General features: G+C 42.4%; 21 protein-coding genes. 20 read left to right on the top strand and 1 reads right to left on the bottom strand.

Annotated features, from left to right (window positions below):
* Positions 1 to 384 precede the first annotated feature (384 nt).
* The gene (locus AC1TO9_RS12815) at positions 385 to 1191 is read left to right on the top strand and encodes a VanW family protein (protein ID WP_482059353.1); all 807 of its coding nucleotides are present in this window, start codon (positions 385 to 387) and stop codon (positions 1189 to 1191) included.
* A gap of 133 nt (positions 1192 to 1324) precedes the next feature.
* Positions 1325 to 2320, top strand: coding sequence for a serine/threonine protein kinase (locus AC1TO9_RS12810; RefSeq protein WP_482059352.1), 996 nt, complete (start codon positions 1325 to 1327; stop codon positions 2318 to 2320).
* Here the strand turns inward: AC1TO9_RS12810 and AC1TO9_RS12805 are convergent.
* Positions 2317 to 4371 (bottom strand): vWA domain-containing protein, encoded by a 2055-nt coding sequence (locus tag AC1TO9_RS12805; protein WP_482059351.1) that lies wholly within the window; start codon positions 4369 to 4371, stop codon positions 2317 to 2319. The genes AC1TO9_RS12810 and AC1TO9_RS12805 overlap by 4 nt on opposite strands.
* A 416-nt stretch (positions 4372 to 4787) precedes the next feature.
* Here AC1TO9_RS12805 and AC1TO9_RS12800 point away from each other — a divergent pair, with 416 nt between their 5' ends.
* The 18 genes from AC1TO9_RS12800 to AC1TO9_RS12715 all read left to right on the top strand — a co-directional run.
* On the top strand, positions 4788 to 6956 hold the full coding sequence (locus AC1TO9_RS12800) for a transcriptional regulator (RefSeq protein ID WP_482056098.1): 2169 nt from the start codon (positions 4788 to 4790) through the stop codon (positions 6954 to 6956).
* 119 nt (positions 6957 to 7075) lie between these two features.
* On the top strand, positions 7076 to 7507 hold the full coding sequence (locus AC1TO9_RS12795; RefSeq protein ID WP_482056099.1) for a membrane-associated protease 1: 432 nt from the start codon (positions 7076 to 7078) through the stop codon (positions 7505 to 7507).
* A gap of 108 nt (positions 7508 to 7615) precedes the next feature.
* Positions 7616 to 8062 carry a J domain-containing protein gene (locus AC1TO9_RS12790; protein WP_482056100.1) on the top strand — a complete coding sequence of 149 codons (447 nt, stop codon included), beginning with the start codon at positions 7616 to 7618 and terminating at the stop codon, positions 8060 to 8062.
* Between the two features lie 41 nt (positions 8063 to 8103).
* Positions 8104 to 8640 (top strand): FHA domain-containing protein, encoded by a 537-nt coding sequence (locus tag AC1TO9_RS12785; RefSeq protein ID WP_482059350.1) that lies wholly within the window; start codon positions 8104 to 8106, stop codon positions 8638 to 8640.
* A 49-nt stretch (positions 8641 to 8689) separates the two neighbouring features.
* The gene (locus AC1TO9_RS12780; RefSeq protein ID WP_482056102.1) at positions 8690 to 9205 is read left to right on the top strand and encodes an FHA domain-containing protein; all 516 of its coding nucleotides are present in this window, start codon (positions 8690 to 8692) and stop codon (positions 9203 to 9205) included.
* A 16-nt stretch (positions 9206 to 9221) separates the two neighbouring features.
* On the top strand, positions 9222 to 10070 hold the full coding sequence (locus AC1TO9_RS12775; RefSeq protein WP_482056103.1) for a PP2C family protein-serine/threonine phosphatase: 849 nt from the start codon (positions 9222 to 9224) through the stop codon (positions 10068 to 10070).
* Between the two features lie 50 nt (positions 10071 to 10120).
* Positions 10121 to 11881 carry a serine/threonine protein phosphatase gene (locus tag AC1TO9_RS12770; protein WP_482056104.1) on the top strand — a complete coding sequence of 587 codons (1761 nt, stop codon included), beginning with the start codon at positions 10121 to 10123 and terminating at the stop codon, positions 11879 to 11881.
* A gap of 2 nt (positions 11882 to 11883) precedes the next feature.
* Positions 11884 to 13170, top strand: coding sequence for a normocyte-binding protein (locus tag AC1TO9_RS12765; protein WP_482059485.1), 1287 nt, complete (start codon positions 11884 to 11886; stop codon positions 13168 to 13170).
* Positions 13161 to 13856, top strand: a complete 696-nt coding sequence (locus tag AC1TO9_RS12760) for an iron-dependent peroxidase (protein WP_482056105.1) — start codon at positions 13161 to 13163, stop codon at positions 13854 to 13856. The genes AC1TO9_RS12765 and AC1TO9_RS12760 overlap by 10 nt, the downstream gene beginning before the upstream one ends.
* Positions 13857 to 13917: 61 nt before the next feature.
* Positions 13918 to 16569, top strand: coding sequence for a molecular chaperone (locus AC1TO9_RS12755; RefSeq protein ID WP_482056106.1), 2652 nt, complete (start codon positions 13918 to 13920; stop codon positions 16567 to 16569).
* A 28-nt stretch (positions 16570 to 16597) separates the two neighbouring features.
* Positions 16598 to 17374, top strand: coding sequence for a DNA and RNA helicase (locus tag AC1TO9_RS12750; RefSeq protein WP_482056107.1), 777 nt, complete (start codon positions 16598 to 16600; stop codon positions 17372 to 17374).
* A 33-nt stretch (positions 17375 to 17407) separates the two neighbouring features.
* A complete protein-coding gene (locus tag AC1TO9_RS12745; RefSeq protein ID WP_482056108.1) occupies positions 17408 to 18004 on the top strand; it encodes a hypothetical protein in 597 nt (198 codons plus the stop codon).
* Between the two features lie 2 nt (positions 18005 to 18006).
* On the top strand, positions 18007 to 19419 hold the full coding sequence (locus tag AC1TO9_RS12740; protein ID WP_482056109.1) for a phage tail protein: 1413 nt from the start codon (positions 18007 to 18009) through the stop codon (positions 19417 to 19419).
* Complete coding sequence (locus AC1TO9_RS12735; protein ID WP_482056110.1) at positions 19416 to 20030, top strand: hypothetical protein; 615 nt, start codon at positions 19416 to 19418, stop codon at positions 20028 to 20030. Before AC1TO9_RS12740 ends, AC1TO9_RS12735 begins: the two co-directional genes overlap by 4 nt.
* Positions 20030 to 20554, top strand: a complete 525-nt coding sequence (locus AC1TO9_RS12730) for an imm11 family protein (RefSeq protein WP_482056111.1) — start codon at positions 20030 to 20032, stop codon at positions 20552 to 20554. The genes AC1TO9_RS12735 and AC1TO9_RS12730 overlap by 1 nt, the downstream gene beginning before the upstream one ends.
* Before the next feature lie 30 nt (positions 20555 to 20584).
* Entirely contained in the window at positions 20585 to 21229 is a 645-nt protein-coding gene (locus AC1TO9_RS12725) for a hypothetical protein (RefSeq protein ID WP_482056112.1), read from the top strand.
* 33 nt (positions 21230 to 21262) lie between these two features.
* Positions 21263 to 21661, top strand: coding sequence for a DUF4280 domain-containing protein (locus tag AC1TO9_RS12720; RefSeq protein WP_482056113.1), 399 nt, complete (start codon positions 21263 to 21265; stop codon positions 21659 to 21661).
* 20 nt (positions 21662 to 21681) lie between these two features.
* On the top strand, positions 21682 to 22883 hold a 1202-nt coding region (locus tag AC1TO9_RS12715; protein ID WP_482059349.1), incomplete at its 3' end, for a contractile injection system protein, VgrG/Pvc8 family.

Raw genomic sequence — 22883 nt, 5'->3', positions numbered from 1 at the left:
CCTGCTTGAAAGTCGCTAGAATAAGATGGAATAGTTGCATAAATGGTACTTACTCAGAGGAAAAGGGGAGGTGATGAAGAAATAGTTGCACAGAGGGTACTTAAAATAGGTGGAATAGTGAGATTAGATGATTTTCCAGTAATTAGATGCTCTTTATACAACTAAACTTAGTGATAGGGGAATATGGCCGAATTTAAGTGTACTTTTGCATCTATTGGTGATTGGAGGAGATGGTATATTAGGAACTAACACTGTTGCCAAGGATGCCGGTCGGTATTTCTCTTATTTCAAAAAATTACACGTAAATTATGAAATATAAGGTAGAATAAACCGAGATGAAGATCTAGTATGTGATGAGCATGAGCATAAGTAGGAGGAGTTCCGATGAAGCCTAAGAAAAGATCGCCACTTAGACTATTTATAGGGAAGCGTTATTTCGTCTATCGAAGATATATAAAGTGGATATTAGGTAAAGAGAGATACGCGAAGAAGATTTCCTTAGTTCCCTTGGAGCACACCATAAGTACACATAACACACCATTGCTAAGAGAGTTGAAGAATGTAGATATGTGGATGCAGCATAACAAAGTGAATAATTTGAAGATCGCGATTAAGCGAATGAATGGAGTTATCTTGCAGCCTGGAGAGACCTTCTCTTATTGGAAGCTAATAGGGAATCCTACGAAGCGTAAGGGGTATCAAGAGGGAATGGTACTGTTCTATGGAGATTTCAAAGCGGGTATAGGTGGTGGATTGTGCCAATGCTCAAACCTTGTTTATTGGATTACGCTTCATACTTCGTTAACGATCACTGAGAGACATCGCCATAGCTATGACGTATTCCCCGATGCAAGTCGGACACAACCATTCGGTAGCGGGGCAACATGCGCATACAACTATTTAGATCTTCAGATTCGTAATGACACCGAGGTTCCCTATCAGCTTTGTCTTCGTATGGATGACAACGATTTAATTGGGGAATGGAGATCCATGAAGCCAGAGCCTTGTACATATGAAGTGTATGAGCGAGACCATCGGATTGTACTTGAGCTATGGGGAGGATACACAAGACATAATATCATTCATCGTAAAAAGTATAATGCTCATAAAGAGATAATTGATGATCAGTTCGTAACAGAGAATCATGCGATCATGATGTATCAGCCGCTATTGAAGGAATCGGGAACGTGAAAATCCCAAGATTGGAAATAACTTCGCGATCTGTTACTATAAGTGTGAATCTAGCAGTTCGACATAATTCTATCAAACCCGAGAAATGGATAGCCCATATTCTTCTTGAAGGGGTTTAGTTGGGAGGGTTAACATGAGAAAAGAATCGATGATTGGCGTTTTAGCTCGAAATACGAAGCTTGGAAATGAACAACTGTACCAAATTCGCAGAATATTATCCCGTAGTGAGCTATCAATCGTGTATATTGTACGGAATTTAGAGACAGGAACGATGAGTGTAATTAAAGAGTTCTTCCCGAGTGCCTTGGCTTGCCGTTCTTCTGATGGTAAGACAGTTCAATGTTTGAAATCTTCGCTCTCACCACAGTTTATGAAGCTCATGGAAGCATTTCTACGCGAAGCTATGGTGTTACGTGATCTAATGCACCCAGGAATCGTCCGTTACGAGGATTACTTCGAAGCCAACGGGACGGCCTATATAGTCATGGAGCATTGTGATGGTATAACGTTGGATCGATTCGTGAGAAAGAACCAACAAAGGTTGAATGTTGCCATGCTGCGTAAGTCTATGCTCCCACTGATCGGAGCGCTGGAGCATATTCATCAACAGGGATACATTCATCGAGATATCAAACCTGCCAACATCATGATAGGGAAGGATGGAGGGAGTAAGTTAATTGATTTCGGGTCTGTTATTCGTTATACAGATGCGGATACCGAACGACCCATCTTTACCACGGCCGGATATTCTCCCTTAGAATTGTATTCAGACAAATCTTTGCAGACACCGCTAGCGGATATTTATAGCTTAGCAGCGACGTTATACTTTTGCTACAGCGGATCGGCGCCCGTAGCTGTACAGACACGGTTATTTGAGGATAAGCTAGTGTCGGTTCGCGTCGGGAAGGCTGATATTTCACCGCTCTTATCGCGCGTCATTCATTGGGGACTTGCTCTATCTGCAAGTAAGAGATGTAGTTCCCTTCGTTGGTTTAGAATGGCATTGCAAGCAGAATATATATTACAGAAAAAGAGTGTGGTCCGGTTAACGGGTCGTAAATCCGCAGCCATACCGCACTCTATTCCGCACTCCATTCCTAAGGAAAGGGAATACCAACACTCAGATTAAGCGGAGTGTTGGTTATCGTCTCCTGTATAAATCGTAGTAACGGGTTTAACCGCTTTGTAACGAAGTTCTAGTTCTGTCTTTCCATCTTCAAAGGTAATATACAATTTATCATTGAATTGGAGGGCTTCTTTTTTGTTTCTAGAAAGCGGTAATTTTCCATGAACTACAGCACAACGTGTATGATGTTTGACGAACAATATCCCTTTCTTACCAGGCTCGAATACAATATATTCACTCTCCGGAAGGCTCTCATTCACATCAAGGCTTCGAAATAACTGCATTAGAGTGATCTGTCTTCCAGGGAATGATGTAAGCGGCCATGACTTGACTGGAATATCCGTGCCACTGGCTGTATTTAGGAAGTATCCTTCCAGTTTCCCTGTGAATTCCGGTTTTGGTCTTAACCAGAAATACAGAAGAATGCCAGTGATGAGAATAACAGCTACGGCAGCACTTATGATCTTGTGGAGTGTATATTTGGATTGAATAGAGACATGGAAGAGGGCAGTCACTGCTCCTCCTTCAAGATCTGTTGCCACAATGGATAGTTCTGATTCTCCCGTACGTTTGGGGGTTAAGGTTAGCGTAGATTCAAGTAAATCTGAAGAAAGCTTGTCCTCAACTGTCCCCTGTAGTGAATAGGTCATGAGATCCTGATTAGGGTCCTGAATATACTTCGCAAGATCCAGTGTTACTACCCCATCTTCTTTGATCAATTCCAAATCCAAAGACCCAATTATCTGTGGTGGTAGGTTGGAGATACTCACTTCACTTGATGAGCTCTCACGATAGAAATCGGGTCCGTCAATCATGATTTTCCAAATATATTCCCCCGAATTCGGAAATATATAATCTGTTTGGAATCCAATCCCTGTATTAGTCATGGGAATACGCTGTTCCACATTACTTTGTACCTCTGTCACTACCAATTCTGCCTTCAATGCGGTGTATACCGCATCGTCTTTTACACTTGTTGTTGCTCCCGGTGTTAAGAGATAAGCTTCAATCCCCGTGGGTTGTCCCTTGATCACTTCATCCTTACTGAGCTTGGTTTCTACTTCTAGATTATAACTACCTAGCAAATTGATCTTGACCCAATCGCCTTGCTGGCCCTTGAATTTAAGTACCACTGTCCCTTGTGGTGGATTGGAAATTTTCATTAAGGAATACTTGTCGGATTTGAAAAGTCTAGTGTTCTCAGAGTTGAAATACATTTGTGTTTCTTTCAGAGGATGATCTGAGAGCAGAATAATATTAGCTTCCTCCATGCTTGAATTGGGGAGGTTTACTTTGACTTCTTGTAGATCACCTGTAGCAGTAAGACCAGCGATAGGTACGAGTACAGACCTCATCTCGCTAGCGAAAATTTGATTGAATATTTCAGGCAAATCGTCAGCACTACTAGTCATGAAAGAAGCTCCTCCCGTCTGGGAAGCAATTTGTTCTAATTCGTTCTGGTTCACGGAACCGTCATGATTAAGTCCAATGGTGTATATAGGGAATCCATTCTTGTTCGCTTTGGTGATTGCGGCGGTTACATCTCTAGCGGAATCTTGTTTCGTTCGCCCACCGTTAGTATTTCCGAAACTGGTCTCCCCATCGGATAACAGAATGAGGAATGGTAATCGGTCATGCCCTTGAGAAGATGGTTCTGAACTCCCTGTCGCTAGTACATTTGCACCTTTAAGCAGTCCTAGTCCTAAATCGGTATAACCAGATCGTCGTAATTGATTGATCTGCTGTTTTAGCGCTTTCTTTTTCTCCGCTACAGCAATAGAGGTGAGCGGTTGGGAGGCGACAATACGGTCATTATAAGCTACGAAACCGACCCGTGTACGACTAGCCTCACTCATATCCATGAATAGCTGGATAACATCTGCTGAGATACGATCTTTGTCGCTTGTACTCATAGAATAACTCGTATCTAGTACGAAAACAGCATCGAAAGCCTTACCATTGCTATCTTTAACGGGTGCTTCTGCAAAGATTGTCGAAGAAACAATAAGTATAAATCCGAAAAACAGGTAAAAAGTCCTAATTAACAATTTCATGTTTTTGTGAAACCACCTTTTTTAGTTACTAGATCGGGTTGTGGAAATCCATAAAAGAGACTCGGGAAGCGGCAGTAGAGGCATTGGTGTTTGAATAAAAGTAGGGCTACGGGTTCAATTAAAGTCTTGATTGTTTGTAAAAAAGTTACACAAGGAACTTTATCGGCATTACTTACTTAATCCATAATAGATATCCAAAATTTAGGTCTTTATAAGCACAAAAAATACCAATTGGCACCTAATATTAGGACATAAGTCCCCTTAATAATACTCATACCCTATATATTGACAATATAGAGCATAATTACTTAAGATAGAATCCATGACACGGGAAATATTGGGAATGGAGTCTTATTTACTCGGATAACCACACTTCTCAAGTCGGAGTAGCAGTAAGCGGGGAGAGAGGAACATTCATGGACATTATCAATCAAACGAATCGGACAATGCTTTTTGAAGAAATCAATCCAGAGAAATTAGATCTTGTAACCATCGTAGGGGATGTTAAAGGAATTGACAGCCTGAGTGATGACAAAGTTAAAGAGATCCACCAACACCTCTTGGTGCGCAACTTTGATGAATTTCTAGACAAGTTCTCACCAACGGTGTATTCATTCTTTAATGCTGCCAATCAGAAAGTCATGTATGCCTTGAAGAAGCCAGAAGGATTAGCAGAAGATTGTATTTCTGAAATTCGCATCGATCAGAATAATGATTTCTTAAAGATGTTATTTACGCTTATCGATACGAAACGCAGTCAGGGTATTACGAATGTAGATTTCAAATTTGAGAATTTACTCGATATGATTTCTCCGAAAAAAGTGATGGATGATATTCGCCAAGTGCGTAAGGAAATTCATTACCTATTCGGGCAATATGAGAAATTAGATGAGGGCGATCCAAAGAAGTTAGATCTTGGAGATAAGCTGAATACGATGTTTGAAGATGCAAGCCAGAATTACAACAATGTCATGGCGATGTTGCCACTTGCCATTGAGGATATCAAGACACGTCTTCTACTGGGCAACACTCAAGATGAGAATATGTCTGAAGCGATCCGCATCGGTACTCTGACCATTGGAGACAGTGGTGAATTGAAGATTATCGAGGCTCCGAAGAGTGCCAGCACAGAATTGTTACTGCTTGATGAGAGTGGAACCAATGAACTGGTGAATGTCTTTGAAGAAGATTATAACAGTGTGACAGAATCTCCTTCAGGGTATGTCAAGGATCTCGTCGTGCGCACGTTCTGTCCACTTCCGGCTGTGCATGAAGAAGTAGATATCACAACAGAAATCCAAAATTATAATACGTATTTGGAATTTTACAAGACGGCTAAAGATGATTTCGTCAAAACGGTGAAGCCGTTAGTTGAGAAAATTCTGGGCGTCAAGATGTTCTTTGACCAATATTCGATCAAGAACAAAGGGATGTTACCTTCGCTTCTGGTCACCAATACTAAGCTTGAGATGATGGTCAAAAGCAGTAATATTCCGAGACTTGAAACATTCCTGAACACAGTGAATTCTAAGAATGAATTCTCGGATACGATCTGGTTCGGTATTGTACCTTCCATCGAGCTAGAAACGGCAGGTAATGCGAAAGTTAGTCGTGAACGCTTCCGTGGGAATGAGAAAGTCGTTAAGCAGGATGGGAATAACCTTGAATCGCTAACGATGCTGCTTCAAGTCATTAAGGATTACAAAGTACAGTTGTTCTTTAATTTCCAATCTGGAGAAGATACAACATTTAGCAGTATGGCAACAGCGGGCATCGATAAATATATCGACAAATGTGCCCCGCTACTTCGTAAGGAGTATAGCGAATTTGCCATTCCGTGCGTACCTAACTTCACCATTATTCCGAAAGATAAATCGGGTGTCGTGATTGATAGCCGTATGCTTCAGACGGAGGATGGAGTACAGCTCTCGAGAGAGAAGGAAGATATTCTGAAATTATGGATTGAAGGCGTGTATGTTGGCGCTTCCTATGTGGCAGCTGGACTAGTAGCTGCTTATCAATGTCCAGAGTATTTGAAAGAAACCTTCAAGAACGTGAGTAGGGAGTTCCCGGGCGTACGTTATGACATTGAAGCTAGGGACAATAGTCTGCGCTCCGTCACAACGATGGCGAAGGAGATCACTGGTTTCACCAACAACATCAAGGATTCGATCAATCGTAAGAACTTCGGATTTGTATTCTCGTCAGAGAGTGCTCAGCTACAGGATAAGGACATCCGTCGGATTACTGTCTATAAGGCGAGAAGCCTTGCTACTTCTGAGGACGGATTCGATTCGATCTATAAGACACTTGTCAGTACCTATGTAGAGCGTATTCTTCGCTTTCAGACAGGTGATTTCAAACATGAGAATATCTTGAAATTCTTCAGTAACAATCCCGGCAGTCAAAAGAGTAAGTGGCTGGGTACGCGAGGGTTCATCAACTCCATTCTTCAAGATGGAGACGATATGACTTATGTGATCGATGAGAAGAATAACCTGTGTCACATTGACTTGATCTTTAACGGTAACGTGAAGAACTTGGAAGTGATGATTACCAAAGCAACGAGCCCTGTCAAGGTATGACAGGTTCACTAAAGCGTATGTTCGGGGCGATCTTTAATAAGTTCGCCTCTATACATAAATTCTGGAGACGTTCTAACGCTCTAGACAATAAGTTAGTCAATTTAAAGGAGGAATTATGTATGGGATTTATACTTAAAGTTGAAGGTGCAGAAACGATTGAACTAGGAATGGATAACATCCAAAAGGTCGTTTACGACACAGATACACCGGATGACTCTAATGCAAGATCAACGGATGTAGGTTCAACACTGAGAATTAGTGGTAAAATCATCACCGCAACAGACGGAGACAAAGCAGATGATACGTTGAAATTGGCTAATTGGTCACTTGTACCTGCTGAGAAGGCTGATTGCTACCGTAAAGTGACATTGAAAGTGATTGCAGCGGACCAAGTTGTTCGTGAGGTAAGCTTCCCTAACGCTTTTGTGGTGGATTATACCGAAAGTTTCGGTGATTCCGAAGGGGTCGGAACATTTAATTTGTACATTAAGCAAAAGAAAGACAAGACAGAATTCGCTAACATTCTAGGTGGATATGCATTCTCGCAATAAGCATATGCATCATTTGCTACCTAATTAAGGTTGCAAGCTATTGGATTTTAAGAGGCTTCGGCCTCTTAAAATACTTTGTTCTATACATAAAGGCGGGGATATAGGTCAGTGACTAACTATTATCATGTTCTCGGTATAGGTCGAGAGGCACAAGCAGCAGAGATTAAACAAGCTTATCGACAATTAGCCAAGCGATATCATCCAGATACCAATCAGGGAAGTGAAGAAGCAACAGAACGATTCAAACAAATTCATGAAGCCTATGAGGTACTGAGTAACGAGTCTTCAAGGCAAGAATACGACGCTAGATCGTCTAGTACGAATAGCCAGCAGTCACAGCAACACAAGAATGCACAAAGTGGGCCTAGTGGTAGGGCGAAGAGTAATCCCACAGCATTCAATCCAGAACAAATGCGCAAACAGTTTGATCAGTTTTTTGGTTATCAAGGCAAGTCGAAGGATGAATCATCTCAACCTAAAGATGGACGGAATGCCGCCAATCCGCTTGATACTTCTGCCATGTTCGATCGCTATTTCGGTACGAAGAAGAAATAAGTTGAATCATGAATCCCCCTTAAGAGATGGAGGTGACGAATATGAAGGCGAAGAAATCCGTGTGGATTATAGTTATTGATGTGATCATGTACGGCATTGTAGCCGGCATTATTCTTTATACCTTATTACATCCTAAGGATCAAATATTGAAAATTTCAGTCACCGTGGGAGCGGCCTTTTTTGTAGGTGCAATCATATTGCAACGCTTGACTAGAAAGACTTCACGTATAGCAGAAGATTCGGTCGTGAAGTTGATTCTATTAGATGACGATGGAGAACGAATGAAGGAATGGTATATCGAAGGTGAGACATCGTTACTCATTGGAAAGAACAGTCAACGCGGTGAAGTTGATATAGATTTATCGGAATGTGAATATGCGTCACTTATTAGCTCGGAGCATGCGGTACTGAATCGGGCAGGTACAAGATGGTACATTGAGGACATGGAATCAAATAGCGGGACCGGTATTAGACAGGCAGGAAAGAGTACCGCCAACAAGCTTGTTATTGAAGAACCGCTACAGATTGGAGCAGGAGATTTGATCTATATTGCCAACACGCGACTGCTAGTGAAGTAAGACTATAGCCGCGTTGTGGACTAAGACCTATTGGAGGAATGAAGACAAGATGAGCTTGACTAGATGCGCTAACGGACACATGTTCAGCACGCGAAAACACGGTAATACATGCCCCTACTGCAACATAACGGTAGATGCAACGCCGAAGGGGGAGCAGAGAAGGCAGGTTTCCGCGGACACGGAAGAGAAGACGATGCCTTATCTAGGAGAAACGGTCGGTATTCACCCCGTTACGGGCTGGCTAGTTTGTATTGAAGGACCTCAATTTGGTCATGATTATCGGATTATGTCAGAGAAGAACTTCATTGGACGAGCGGAGGAAATGCATATTCGTATTCTTGGTGACAATACCATATCTCGAAGAAACCATGCCGTTATCGTCTATGATCCGAAGAAAAGAAATTTCTATTTACTACCTGGGGATGCTTCGGGACTAGCCTATCATAATAACGAAGCGGTTTATTCGCCTGCAGAACTGGCGGCATATGACGTAATTCAGCTGGGGAATAGTAAGTTCCTCTTCCTTCCACTGTGCGGCGCCCATTTCGTATGGGAAAACAATTGAGGACGTGATGTTAACGATGCAGCAGAATGTAGAGTTAGAGCATTATATCGTTATTCTGTCGGCACTCATCTTATGGATTGTGTTGTACTATGTTCGGCGAGTGCTCGTACGACGTCAATCCACCACCACCACTGGAATTCATATTGGGAATGGACAAAGTATCGGAAGACGAGAGGAGCAAGATGATTACTTCTCGAGTTCAACAACCTCTGTCGGTACACTTGCAGTCATTGCTGATGGGATTAGTGGCTTGTCGAACGGAAGAATGGCTAGTACGCTCGCTGTGACGGTGTTTAGTAAGGAATTTCTGATGCTAGAGAAGACGGAGGATTTCACTGATTTCTTTGCTAGTGCAGCAATGCAGAGTAACAATGGGATTCTAGCTAATCTAAGCGGAAGTCATGGTGGAACGACCTTGGTCGCAGCTGTAGTAACTTCTGGAGTGCTGCATTGGGCAGCGGTGGGAGATAGTATGATTTCGGTATTCCGTGACGGAGAATTCATCCCTATGAATTCCAAGCACACGGTCGAGACATCTTTACTCCGTGAGCAAGTTCTCAGTGGTGAGTTGACCAAAGAGGAAGCTGAGGCAAGTCCTGTGCGTAAGCATTTGGTCAATTATTTGGGATATGAAGGATTTAGAAATATGGAGATAGGCGAACCATTCTCGTTACGCAAACAGGACAAGATTATGCTTGCCAGTGATGGAATATATGATGCATTAAGCGAAGTAGAGCTCGAACTTGTGATGAAGCAGAAGAAGCCAGTGGAGGACATCGCTGATGACATTATCGAACAGCTCGATGCCAAAGGCTTAAGAAATCAGGACAATGCGACAGTTATTATACTAGAAAAGGGCTGGTGATTCCTTGCGGCATCCGCAAAGCTCGGATCGCTAGAGACAAGGGGGAACGCATGAGGAAGGAGAACAGTGATTTCAAGACCGGTTTCGTTTCCGAAGCGGGTTCTTTTATTGATAATAAGGATTATTTCGCTTATATCGAACTTGATGATATGGCTTGTTATGTGATCGCGGACGGAATTGATAACGATCAAGAGGCTCATAGCGCTGAGATAATAGCTAAGATTGTACTAGAGAATTTCATAGAGCGTCCAACCATGTCACGGAGGCAACTGCAGCACTCATTGCGTGAGGCGCATGAATGGCTGAAGTTCGAGAGTCGGAGGGTCCGGCTGAAGGCAAGTCTACTCGTGGTTGTAACCAACTATACGAAGATGGTATGGGCATCTAGTGGTCACGTGAGGCTATATCACTTTCGTGGGGGGAGGCTCAATCAGAAAAGTAAAGATCAGAGTCTATCCCAGGTTATGGCAGATGATGGATATCTCCCGGATGAGACCGTATCACAGCATGAGGAACGGGGAAATTTACTGAATTATATGGGTAATCCAGACCGTTTCAACCCGTATGTATCCCCACGCATTCCACTGTCAGATGGTGATGTGTTGTTGCTATGCACATCAGGATTATGGGAGCAGGTTAATCTACCCGAAATGCTCGATGCGTTGGAGGAAAGTAAAGAACCAGAAGCACTGACAGATACGCTGGAAGAGATCCTTCTTAGTAAACAGCAGAGAACGGTCAATAATTATACGGCTGTCGCGATCTATACAGATAAGACCTATAAAGAGCCTCCTAAGAATCGTAAGAAATGGATCAAGCGTATTCTGATCGTTATGATGGCTCTTCTATTAACAGGTGGGGGACTCTGGATATATAAAGCAAGGGAAGCGACCCGCATTGCTGAAGCGGCCGCCAATATGGTGGAATTCGAACGTGACGGAGATGAATATGCAGCGGACGGCGATTATACGAAGGCGCTTAAATCATATAGCGAGGCAAGAAATGCAGCTTCTAAAGTGAAGGATAAAGTTCATACCAAGCTCATTGGAGATAAGCAGAAGCTAGCTCGGACCTTAGTGGATGGCGATGACTATTTGAAGGATGGCATCTACGATAAAGCGGTGTCTAGTTATACGAAGGCATTAGATGATGCGGATCGTTGGGATGCGTTCGATGAAAAGGATATTCAAGAAAGAATCGATCGTACGACCGATTATGAGCGAGTAACGGAAGAGATTAGGCAAGGAGATCTCAAATTTCAGGGTCAAGATTACAGTGGTGCGCTTGTTCTATATAAGAAGGCGAATACATCCGCAATCGAAGTGTCGTTCACCACCGCTCAGAAGGATTTACAAGATAAGATGAGTAAGGCTCAAGAGAAGCTGGATGCGGTGCAAACGGAGACCATTAACCTGCAGGGTGATAAGTTAGAGCAAAAAGGCGACCGTAGCTTCGATGCTCAGGACTATGCGGGTGCTATAGATGGTTATATGCGGGCGCAGGAGAAATATCAGGCTATCGGCAAGCTAGAGAAGGTATTGGCCATGGAGCGTAAGATTGCTAAGGCGGATGAGAAGTTACATCCCATAGTGCCGGTATCAGCAGCAAGTACAGACAATAGTAGCTTAGGAGAACAAGAGATTTCCAATCCCTACGAAGCGATGACGGAGCCTATTCAACAGGCAGCTACGAAGAAAAATGTGACAACAACACCTCCAGTAGTAGATGAAAGCACCCAGAGTGAGACGGATGGTACGTCTGATGGTACAAGCCCGACAAGTTCTACCCCTGATAGCAAGGAGGAGCTGTGATGATGAAGGATATCGTACAAGACCGAATTAGCAAGATGGAGGATTTACAGCAACGTCGTATGCTGAAGAACATGATGACAGGTGTATTCCTGAATCTAGTAGAGTATCAAGATGATTTGAATCGGAAGTTGGAGCGTAGAGTATTCGATGAGATCGAGGGTGATGACGGGAAGCATGATATATTCACAGCTCTATGCCCAAGGGATGAGTTGGACCCCATTCACGAATTTCTATACCCCATCATCCCTCAGGATGCGGAAGCGCCAGTCATTGATATGAAGCATATCGTCGATGCTCTAGGTCAGAAGGAAGAGGTTGTACTGACTACTTTTTTTCTACAATGCAATTATTCATTAATCAAACAGTTACTGCAAAGCGACAGGGAATTCGAGGGAGTGCTGGTCACTCAAAATGGACGATATACGGTGAAGGTTCGACTGAAGCAGAACAGAACATATCAGGATGAAATTGAGAAGCTATACCATGTGTTTATTACTAACGGTCTTCCATGGAGAACGATCAATCATCCTTACATACATAAGTTCGTTGATGTCGTGCTGACTGAATGTGATGGCGAATTAGAAGATTCGGAAGAAATCTCCGAAGTGACGGTCCATTTAGAAGAATACGAGTCATATAAACGAGTGAATCTTATACCGCTGTGGAATATTCAGAAGCTAGAGCTGAGGACAGGGGGATTTCCTATTCCAGCAGAGGACCGTATCAATTATGAACATGTGCTACCGCTACTTAAGACCGGGATTAGGCATGGTTATCTGGTGAATGGAGATCAAGAGGATATCCGGTATATCAAGCGTACGGGGGATGAGATTACAATCGTATCCTCTCGTGACAAATCAGATATATGGCATTTGCTTCAGATCGCAGAACCAGTAGATACGGTGATTGGTAAGCTGGCTTACGACGTTATATCCAACCGTAAGGCGGAAGGATTCATCGGCAAATACAAGCATAAACAAGATCAAAGAGTGCGCTCAAAGGGGGAAATCATTCGTATGATTCACTCCTTCGAAGAATCAAAGATGCTAGAACTAATAGATCACGAATTAGATGAGTCTGGTGTGTGCCGTTCTGTCACTTATGAACTGAATCCATTTGTTAGTGATCATGTACGGTCGGAGCAAGGGAAGACGCGCATGATTTTGCGCTTTCGGAGCAGTGTGATTCGGGGAGAGAGTCAGTTTATTCTAGAGGATTTAATGAGCTTTCTCGTATCTGAGATTCAGCTAGCTTTCCCTGAATATAAGTGCGAAGGAGAATGGGCTTGAATTATATCTGGGACCTCATTATCCGCGGACAGGAATTAGGAATGGCCAAGAGAGACATCCATTTCTTGCCTGCTAAAGTATATTCGCCATATATGGAGCTTAGTCAAGAGGACTTGAACGCCATGACGGTTGCGGGTGACGTTGAGGTGAATCCGTACTATCGCTTCTACGATATTTTTAATGGCATGTTTGATATAAATAATACAGAAGATACGGAACTTCGTGGCGCATTGTTTGATATATTAATTCATTTCTTAGCTGATATCGATCTAATGCAGGGGATGAACAAGCGGGAGTATTATATTCGCTTCGTGCTGCGAGATATCCAAGATGGCCTGCTGGGAAAAGTAGTGAAAGAGCATATTTCATTATTCGATCGAGAGGAACAGGAGATCATTGCAGCTAATGTGCTACGACTATACGATACCGGAGAGGCACTTTATTTGTTCAAAGATACGGTGAGTCGGATGTTCCAACGTTCAACCATATATGCGATCTGTGAGGAGAAGGATGAACTTCTGCTCTACATTGGGCAGCGGGAGAATGAAACAACACGTAACAAACTGCAATTGATTATGGAGCTACTACTCCCTATCCAGTATAGCGCAGAGGTATACTGGAACGATCATTTTGGCATTATTGATGAAGATTACACGATGATTCAAGATCGTATCGCAATCTATTGAAATACAGGTCTGCATTGGCGGATAGGATGACTTCACAGATGATCAGTGAGGAGGAAAAGGTATGAAGGGTTATTCCTACAAATTGTATAACGATCTAATAACGAAAGCCTCTGAACGCGGTGTTGTTAGGTATACCCGGGATGAACTTATGGATATGACCACATTTCAGTTGAGGAATATTTGCTATAAACAAAGACTGGTTGAAGGACTGGGCAATAGCTTGGACCGTGAGGGATTAATCCGCATCATCATGAAGTATTTAAGTGCGGAGGAACGGTTATTCATAGGCCCGATCTGTGAGGGAGGCTTTGATCGAGTTCAAAGTACGATCCGCAAGTATATGCAGCTCCCACTCCAAGGTGACGGAGGCATTCGTGTACCTGCAAGATTGATTCTTTACTCAGGAATGGCCACGGATAAGTCCGATAGCTATCGAGTAACTACTACAGTACCGCTACCAGAATCCAATGTGTTACTGGTGAATGATCGTATGGAGCTGTGCGGCATTCTTCATCTACAACAAGATGATGGGAAGCAGGGACAATATTATTTGACTACGGATCACGAAACACAGTGGCTTCTTACATCTAATCGCCATTATAGCCTATTATTCTTGCGTAAACGAGAGTCGGAATATATCTACAATACCTATTATCAGGTGCATGACCAACCCCCAGCTAATATTCAATATTATAAGATCCCTCTCGCAGAACTGGAGATAAGAGAACTAGAAGAGACAGACGCTGTGCTTGCTATTGATTTCGGTACATCGAATACGACAGCGGGTGCCTTTCTATATAACGGTTATGCAGCATCGCCAAGTAGTCTAGATCTGCTAAATGGACAGATTCAGATGGATACCATCAACTATGTTAAGTTCCCAGATACCACGTATAAGGTGACGGATTGGATTGAAGCATTGCCCTCAGTAGTTAGTGTGACGGACTGTTCTGACCCAACCAACATTCAGTATAACTTCGGTTATCAGGCGCTTCGAAGCATGCGTCATAGTAGTTATAGTAGCCGTGCTAGTGTGTTTCACGGGATGAAGCGATGGGTGAACAATTACACCAAGCAAGAAGAAGTCATGGATACACAAGGGAATATTGCAATGGTATCTAGGAGCGAGATTCTTCGCGCGTATATTCATTATGTGATAACGAGAGCGGAACAACAATTCAAGTGTAAATTCAGACATTTGCACCTATCTAGTCCTGTGAAGATGAAGACACAGTTCCTTGATATGTTCACTCATATTTTACCGGACTATAAGATTGAGCGAGACAACGCGCTGGATGAAGGAATGGCCGTACTGTACAACACCATTGCCGATGGAATTGAACGGGGAACGTTTGAGGATGGAGAGGAATATAAGGCATTGGTTATTGACTGTGGGGGAGGAACAACGGACTTATCCTCTTGCAACTTCCGAGTGGAAGACGGTCATATGTCTTATCGAATCGATATTAATACGACTTATGAGAATGGAGACACCAATTTTGGTGGCAATAACATTACATACCGCATTATGCAATTCATGAAGATTGTCTTTGCCGACTATTACATGGGTCAACGTAATCTAAGTGATATTGATAAGCTGATCAATATTCCTGCGAATGATCTATTCCGAGAGGTCGATGAACAGGGTGTTGAGCAAATATATAGTGAATTAGAACGAAGGTACCGTGAGGCGGAAGATGTGATCCCAACAGCATTCACATTATATGAGAATCGTTCACGTGATGAGTATTTACGTGTAAGAGGTAACTTTCACTTCTTATGGGAAATTGCTGAACAAATGAAAGAGCAGTTCTTTCGTAGAACGGGGATACTGCGTAATCGATTCCATTCTGAGCACGATGCGCTCGAAGAAAGCGACTTACAGATTACGACGATAGATCGCTGGTTCTTGTCGGTCTCTCGCAATGGAGTGATGAAGGATGAATACGAATTTCCCGATGTCGTGTTCAATATTAAGGAGATCACGCAATTAATCAAAGCGGATATATATGACGTCGTCCGTAAATTCCTCGATGATTTCTACCGTGAAGGGCGCATCAGCGACTATTCCATTATTAAGCTTACCGGTCAGTCCTGTCGTATCGACGTGTTCCGTGAAGCACTGAAGGAATTCGTCCCTGGACGAAGCATTGAGTTCCGCCAGAAGCCTGTAGAAGGAAGGATACCTGATCTTAAATTATCCTGTCTACGTGGGGCGATTCGGTATTTGCATGCACGTAAATTCGGTAGCATTGAAGTGAGTATTACGAATTATTCGTCTGTTATTCCTTACGCTGTTAGTGCACATACGCATAATCATCAAGAGAAAGAACTGATCAGTAGCTTGGAACGTAGTAACCGAGTGCTCGGTTCCATCTCACGTCCATTCGATACCGCAGAAATAGAATTCTTCCTCCATGGAAGTGATGGCGGGCTCCGTCACAGTTACTTATACGTAAATAAAATCGCGGATTATCATCCCATTACGCATCAGGAGATCAATTTGGCCTATGCGGACAAAATCCCACAGGATGACACGGATTCTATCGTCAATGGAGAGACCAAGTGGTTCGTGTTCGCAGATGACAATCATTGGGGGTTCCACGTACTTCCTATAGCACGGCAGAAGGACGGATTACATCTTGGAAGGAAACAAATATTTGCATTTGAGAGCGATCTGTCTGAATTGGATTTCTTCGATGGATTGAAATAAAGATACGAAGCGGCAGAGGAGGAGCACATTGTTTACACATCTATATCCCCATTTCAATAAAGGTAGAATTCTGAAGACAGAAATGTTGACCAATTTGCGAGACTTCCCTCGAGAATTCGTAGATATCCACTATGCGGATTATTCCGATGGTATTGTGACAGGTGCTAATCTCAAAGTCGGTCCTAAGCATCTGATCATCTCACCAGGTATTGTACGGCATGAGGGAAGGCTCTACATATTGAACGAATCTACGGAGATTACCTATTTGGCTACAGGGAAGGAACTAGTACTCAAGATCCGTTTCCTCGAAGTGAAGGAAGGTAGTGACCTGACAGTGTACTCTAGCGAAATTGTGCTAGACGAACAAGTAGATTGCAATTCATCTGAGTTGGAACTGGGTCGGTTCAAGCTGAAGGAAGGGGCCAGACTCCGCCAGGATTATCAGAACTTCGCGGATTTCACGACCGAATACAACACCTTGAATGTGCTGCACACATCTTATGCTGCACATGGGGAGAGTACATTATCCCCATTGATTATGCGCTATTTCGCAGATCAGATGCTTCGTAGTGGTAGCGCGGACCCGCGTGATCTAATCTTCGCAATGATGTGCGGCAATGAAGGAACCGTGTCACGCAGCATGATTCTACACTATATCGCCGGCCGTATGGGCATAGCCTACAAGGAATACACCCATGTGCAGATTCATAAGCATCTAGGTCGAATTCTGGATAACGTTCGTGGCGGCGGTAAAGCCCGAGGTAGTTTCTCCATGGGTGGGCCGCAGCGGGTGATTGTGGATTAATAGATTTATAACGAGAAGGAGGTTGTTAATGATATGGAGCGTGCAGATGAGAAAATATTAAAAATATTAAATGAAATGAAAGACAAATCTAGTGAACCTCCAAAAATCACAGATGGTCCAATAAAAATCGGAGCTTACTATTACGAATTTGAAGAAGCTACCTTTTTTGATCAACGATTATTTGTCCAATTGCCTAATCACTTTAAGGAAATGGAAGAGAAACATAAGAAAATGAAATATCCACATGAACAACGACCTGAAATTATTAAAACCGATGATACAGGAGCCATTAACTTTTCATTGAGTAATCTGGAAGAAGACTTAAGTGATCATTGGGTGAAGGAACTTACTCTTGGTATGAGGGACGTCATTAAGAAAACAAATCCTTCAAATGTCTTTTATACGACTGAAGTCGAGAGTGTGAACGGTAAACAGATCGGTTACTTTGAATTCAAAAGTTCTGCACTTGACGGTTTTGTCTACAATATTATGTATTTTCTAGCCGTGGATGGAAAAACGATCATGGGAACATTTAGTTGTCTTTATAAAGATCAGCCTCAATGGAGAGATATAGCATTTCAAGTTATTCGATCCATTCAAACGGCTGAAATTCGTGAACAGGAGGTATAGCCATGAGTGAAGCTATATATACCATTTCAGATATATCGATGAAATCCAGTCCGTTCGATAAGATAACCAACTTGAGCTTAATTAGACAGGTCAATGAGCATGTAACGTGTGCCATTAGTGGAATTATTCCTGAAAGTAAACTAGATCAATATATTGAACAAATCGATGAGAATGAAAGTATTGAGATATGTGTAACCAACGATAACCGAGAGATGGCCTTATTCAAAGGGATAATTACGAATATAGCCGTTCAAGTAGATAGAAATGTGAGAACGATGACAATTGAAGCAAGTAGTAAGACTTTCCTGATGGATATCAAGAAGGAGAGTCGATCCTTTCAACATAGCCAACAGTCCTATTCAGATGTGTTCGCAGTGATCACCAACTCCTACCCAGAGTCGGACGTAGTCGATGCTGCCTCCAATGGAGCAGCTATTGGAGGGCTATTGGTTCAGTATCGAGAAACGGATTGGGAATTCGCCAAGAGACTAGCTTCTCACTTTCAAATGCCCTTACTTCCTATCAGTACATTGGACGGGATTAAATACTATGTGGGTCTGTCAGATGCTGGGCAACCTGTTGAACTCAATGAATATAATTATAAGATACACAATAACATGAAAGAATTTAAACAGATCACCGAGAATAGCGATGATCCGTTTGTTGGTCAAAGTAACTTCAGTTTTGAAGTTACAAGCAATAAGCTGCTAGAGATTGGTTGTCCTGTGACATTTCGTGATCATGAATTATATGTCTATCGTGCTGACATAGTGATCGAGAAAGGGATACTCGTAAATCAATATCAATTGCGTGATCGAGAAGGCTTTCAATGTCATAAGCAAACTAACCATGCCATCATTGGCAGCTCTTTATTCGGTAAAATCACAGCGATTGCTAAGGATAAAGTGAGGCTACATCTACAGATAGATGATAGCCACACTCCATCTCAGGCAATGTGGTTCTCTTACTCAACAGTGTACTCATCACCAGATGGAAGCGGCTGGTATTGTATGCCTGAGATAGGAGATGAGGTCCGTCTTTACTTCCCTGATGCGGAAGAGAAGAATGCCTTTGCAGCAAGTTCAGTAGACTTAGACTCTTCAGATACGACCAAGAGAAGTGATCCATCCGTGAAAAGCATTAGTACCAAGTATGGGAAACAAATTGTATTTCAGCCAGGAGCTGTTGAGATTATCGGCAATGGACAGACGTTATTGCGATTAACAGACGATGGAGGAATAGAGATCAAGAGTGACAAGAAAATTGTGATTACGGCTGTAGATGATATAGAAATTACAGGTGGAGCCAAGGTTCTGATTCAGGGAGATGAAGGGGTAGATCTTAAGCAGGCGGATACGATGCTGACGATCCAAGATGAAGTTGCGTTGACCGGATCCAAGGTGAATATTCGATGAACTATATGAATAAAGAGGCTGCCATTTCCGAATTTTTAGAGAAATTCGTATTTCATCAGTGGATCCAAGATGTCATTCTCATTGACGATGCTTACAAAGAATGTCAAGAACAGATTGACCGTAGCCTGTATGAATCCTTCCATGATTTATTGGTGAAGGCAAGCATATTACATGAACAAGGAGATAAGGGGAAGATACGTTATATCTATTGTTCCTATTTACGTACAAGTGTAATGGAGAATAAGGCTATGTACAGACTAGATGCCTATGATGCTAAGTGGTACCTGGATTCAACAGAGTGTAGCACGACATGGGAGGCAGCCTTTATGTTCGAGCCTTTGTTTAAACGGATGGAGATGCTTGAGCAAGAGAAGAAACATTATGCAAGAAAAGTTACTTCGATGGATATTGAAGAAGTGAAGCAGATCGAAGGCTATAAATATCACTTGTTAACCAAAGAGTTGATCAAAGAACAAATCCCTTCCATCATGGATACATGTCATTTCAACCATATAATAGATGATTCTGGCTTGATTGTGGCGGTGGGGGAATATCGAGATGAAAGTGAAATTGTCTTTGAATACAACGGTCAAGGTGGGGATTGTGAATAATGGATTACTTCGTATTAAGGCAGGACGAGCGGTATACCCAAATCCCGATGATAGAACAACTCAGAACTCAGATTGACACTAGACATATTCATCTAACGGATGCACACCATATTCCGGACACATCAATTTTTTATGTGAAAGCAGATCAAGAAACAACCTATTTAGATTTCCTTGATCGACAGATCGTGCTGATGTCTAGCCATATGAAACAATTGATAGACTTATATCAGCCTGATTATGTCACGAAATTAGTCGTTCTTATCGATAGAACCATGCAGAAACAATCAGAATATTATCTACCGATCTTTAAGGAAATCAGTTGTCTCAGTCCAAATACGGAATTTCACCATGATCATACCACGATTAAAAGACTCGTTCTGCAAGAAAGTCTGATTGAGAATCATCACATATTTCAAATTAAAGAGAGCGAAAATCCGCTCATTGTCGTTCGACTAGATGTTGCAGAAAGTATACTTCGGCGTGGGTTTACGGGCATCCACTTAGATCGAGTTTCTGTTGAATAGAACTATTGAACTGTAAAAGGGGGACTAACATTGACAGATCAAATGATATCAAATACTAGAATTTATCCGATAGATTCAGATTCTGGTCAAGTCATCATTCTTACGCCAGATTATATATTTGACAAAGTAAATCAAGATGAAGTTGAACAATTTATTGAAAATGTATATGGAGATGAAGACTTTGTTTATAGCTTGAAACCAAGCAGAGTACATTATATTGACACTATAAAAAAAGTATCTTCTAACCAAAAGACATCACTCATCACGATTGTTACGAAAGTGAACGGTAAGAAAGAAACGGACTTTCTAAGTATAGAAGATAAGGAGCAAACGGAGCAATTTCTCCAAGAATTATACCAACTTCTAAAGGATGAATGTAGTTTCAAAGTGAAAGAGTATAACCGATTCAATGCAACGTTTAGGCCACTTCTAGCATTGCTGATCATTATCGGTTCAGGCGTATTCTTGACATGGTTTGCCCAAGAGGCACGAAACGGTCTTAGTAGAACTAGAGTAGTGAAAGCGTCCGTGTATTATTTGTATAAAGTCATGGATTTCATTGGACCTACGGGTGCCATCATTATTACGGGAATCGCCTTTTTGATTGGGATGGCAGTATTGGCATACAGAGTAAAGAATCCGCCAATCATGACATTGATCAAGAGAAATAATTAAAAGTTTCTGTTGAATAGAGAGGAGAAAGATACTATGTCGGATCATCCCGCTTATGTCGTAAGAGGAGCGTTGATGGAATGTGGAATGGGATCTCACCATCGGCGCATTAATCTTCCAGAAAGTCATGGTTCTTACGTCAATGAAAAGCCGATGATGAACGTGGAAGATTGCAAACCGAATCATATCCCTTACTTTGGTATATGTAATAGTGTGCATAACCTAAACAGCGAGGTCGTACATCTTATCGCAGAAGATGGATCCGGGACGATCTCGGGTAAACCATGTGTACCTATCTTTTATGGGAAATGGGTGAATGCTAAAGAAGGGACATTGGTAGAGGGGAAAGCAGCACTGACCACAGATTCAGTCATCTTCTGCCATTGTGTGGATGGTGTAGTCAAGTTCCTCAAAGATGGACAGCATGATGACTAGTCTAAAGGGAGGTTGCGAACATGATTACGTACGATAGTCTCGTTGTCCACACACCATATTCTCTGCAAAAGATTATCGATCTGGACATCATCATGAGGCCTGGAGAACACGTTAAGGCGACTATGAAAGGCATCGTAGACGATTCATTTCACATCCAATCGACGACCAGAGCGATGTGGCAAGATGAACTAACGATCTATGACAAGAGGGATGAGAAACAAATCATCGTCTTTAAAGGTTTAATTACGTCAGTGAAAAGTACGAATGTGAATGGCGTATATTATGTGGAGATTGAAAGCTTATCCGCAAGCATTCAACTAGATATCCAGCGAAGAAAACGAACCTTCCAGAATAGTACGATGACCTATGAAGCCCTACTTCAGAGTATCATGGAAGAATATTCAGGAGGAGATGTTTCGTGTAACGTCGGAGTAGGAATTCCTATAGGGGAACCCATCATCCAATATGAAGAGACAGACTGGGAATTCATCCAGCGTCTAGCAAGTCATTTCCAACAATTCGCTACATCGGATTTAAAGTATGCGGACCCGAAAATATATTTCGGTACACCTCCAGGGAAAGAATATAACATGTCAGATGATGTATCTTATACGGCAGGTAAAGATTTAGTCGCGTATCATCGCGCGGGTGGTGCAGAGGCAGGACTACATCATACGGACTTCTTCTATTATGACATCATAAGTGATCAGCAATATAACATCGGTGACATTGTGAACTTCAGAGATAAACAACTGGTCGTTAGCCAAAAGACAGTATGCTTAGAGGAAATACAGCTGGTATATAGCTATCGCTTGTCTCGCCAGAAAGGAATACATCGAAGAATTATACATAATGAACGGCTGTCTGGCGTCTCACTTGAAGGAGAAGTGCTAGATGTTCAGGGAGAGCAAGTCAAGCTACACCTCACAATAGATAAAGATCAACCGAAGCAGACCGCTCACTGGTTCATATTCGCTCCACCAACAGGGAATGCCATGTACTGCATGCCCCAAATCGGAACAAGTGCCACACTGTACTGTCCAGAAGCGGATGGAAAAGGCGCGATCGTGACGGGATGTGTACGAACGAATGGAGAAGAATGTGAGAAATCTGGGGATCCTAACATTAGATATTTCGGAACAGAGCATGGGAGTGAAGCCAAGTTATCTCCAACGGGCATAGATATTGTAAGCGGCTCGAAGGAACCGTTAAAGCTAACGCT

The organism is Paenibacillus sp. Y916 (genome assembly GCF_056786435.1).
This window is presented reverse-complemented; position numbering and strand designations above follow the sequence as displayed.

What these genes read in the sequence shown, in the direction of transcription:
- AC1TO9_RS12735 (WP_482056110.1), top strand. Translation starts at nt 19,416, where the DNA reads ATGAACTATATGAATAAAGAGGCTGCCATTTCCGAATTTTTAGAGAAA.
- AC1TO9_RS12810 (WP_482059352.1), top strand. Translation starts at nt 1,325, where the DNA reads ATGAGAAAAGAATCGATGATTGGCGTTTTAGCTCGAAATACGAAGCTT.
- AC1TO9_RS12805 (WP_482059351.1), bottom strand. Translation starts at nt 4,371, where the DNA reads ATGAAATTGTTAATTAGGACTTTTTACCTGTTTTTCGGATTTATACTT.
- AC1TO9_RS12795 (WP_482056099.1), top strand. Translation starts at nt 7,076, where the DNA reads ATGGGATTTATACTTAAAGTTGAAGGTGCAGAAACGATTGAACTAGGA.
- AC1TO9_RS12800 (WP_482056098.1), top strand. Translation starts at nt 4,788, where the DNA reads ATGGACATTATCAATCAAACGAATCGGACAATGCTTTTTGAAGAAATC.
- AC1TO9_RS12780 (WP_482056102.1), top strand. Translation starts at nt 8,690, where the DNA reads ATGAGCTTGACTAGATGCGCTAACGGACACATGTTCAGCACGCGAAAA.
- AC1TO9_RS12730 (WP_482056111.1), top strand. Translation starts at nt 20,030, where the DNA reads ATGGATTACTTCGTATTAAGGCAGGACGAGCGGTATACCCAAATCCCG.
- AC1TO9_RS12755 (WP_482056106.1), top strand. Translation starts at nt 13,918, where the DNA reads ATGAAGGGTTATTCCTACAAATTGTATAACGATCTAATAACGAAAGCC.
- AC1TO9_RS12740 (WP_482056109.1), top strand. Translation starts at nt 18,007, where the DNA reads ATGAGTGAAGCTATATATACCATTTCAGATATATCGATGAAATCCAGT.
- AC1TO9_RS12745 (WP_482056108.1), top strand. Translation starts at nt 17,408, where the DNA reads ATGGAGCGTGCAGATGAGAAAATATTAAAAATATTAAATGAAATGAAA.
- AC1TO9_RS12815 (WP_482059353.1), top strand. Translation starts at nt 385, where the DNA reads ATGAAGCCTAAGAAAAGATCGCCACTTAGACTATTTATAGGGAAGCGT.
- AC1TO9_RS12760 (WP_482056105.1), top strand. Translation starts at nt 13,161, where the DNA reads ATGGGCTTGAATTATATCTGGGACCTCATTATCCGCGGACAGGAATTA.
- AC1TO9_RS12785 (WP_482059350.1), top strand. Translation starts at nt 8,104, where the DNA reads ATGAAGGCGAAGAAATCCGTGTGGATTATAGTTATTGATGTGATCATG.
- AC1TO9_RS12775 (WP_482056103.1), top strand. Translation starts at nt 9,222, where the DNA reads ATGCAGCAGAATGTAGAGTTAGAGCATTATATCGTTATTCTGTCGGCA.
- AC1TO9_RS12765 (WP_482059485.1), top strand. Translation starts at nt 11,884, where the DNA reads ATGAAGGATATCGTACAAGACCGAATTAGCAAGATGGAGGATTTACAG.
- AC1TO9_RS12770 (WP_482056104.1), top strand. Translation starts at nt 10,121, where the DNA reads ATGAGGAAGGAGAACAGTGATTTCAAGACCGGTTTCGTTTCCGAAGCG.
- AC1TO9_RS12720 (WP_482056113.1), top strand. Translation starts at nt 21,263, where the DNA reads ATGTCGGATCATCCCGCTTATGTCGTAAGAGGAGCGTTGATGGAATGT.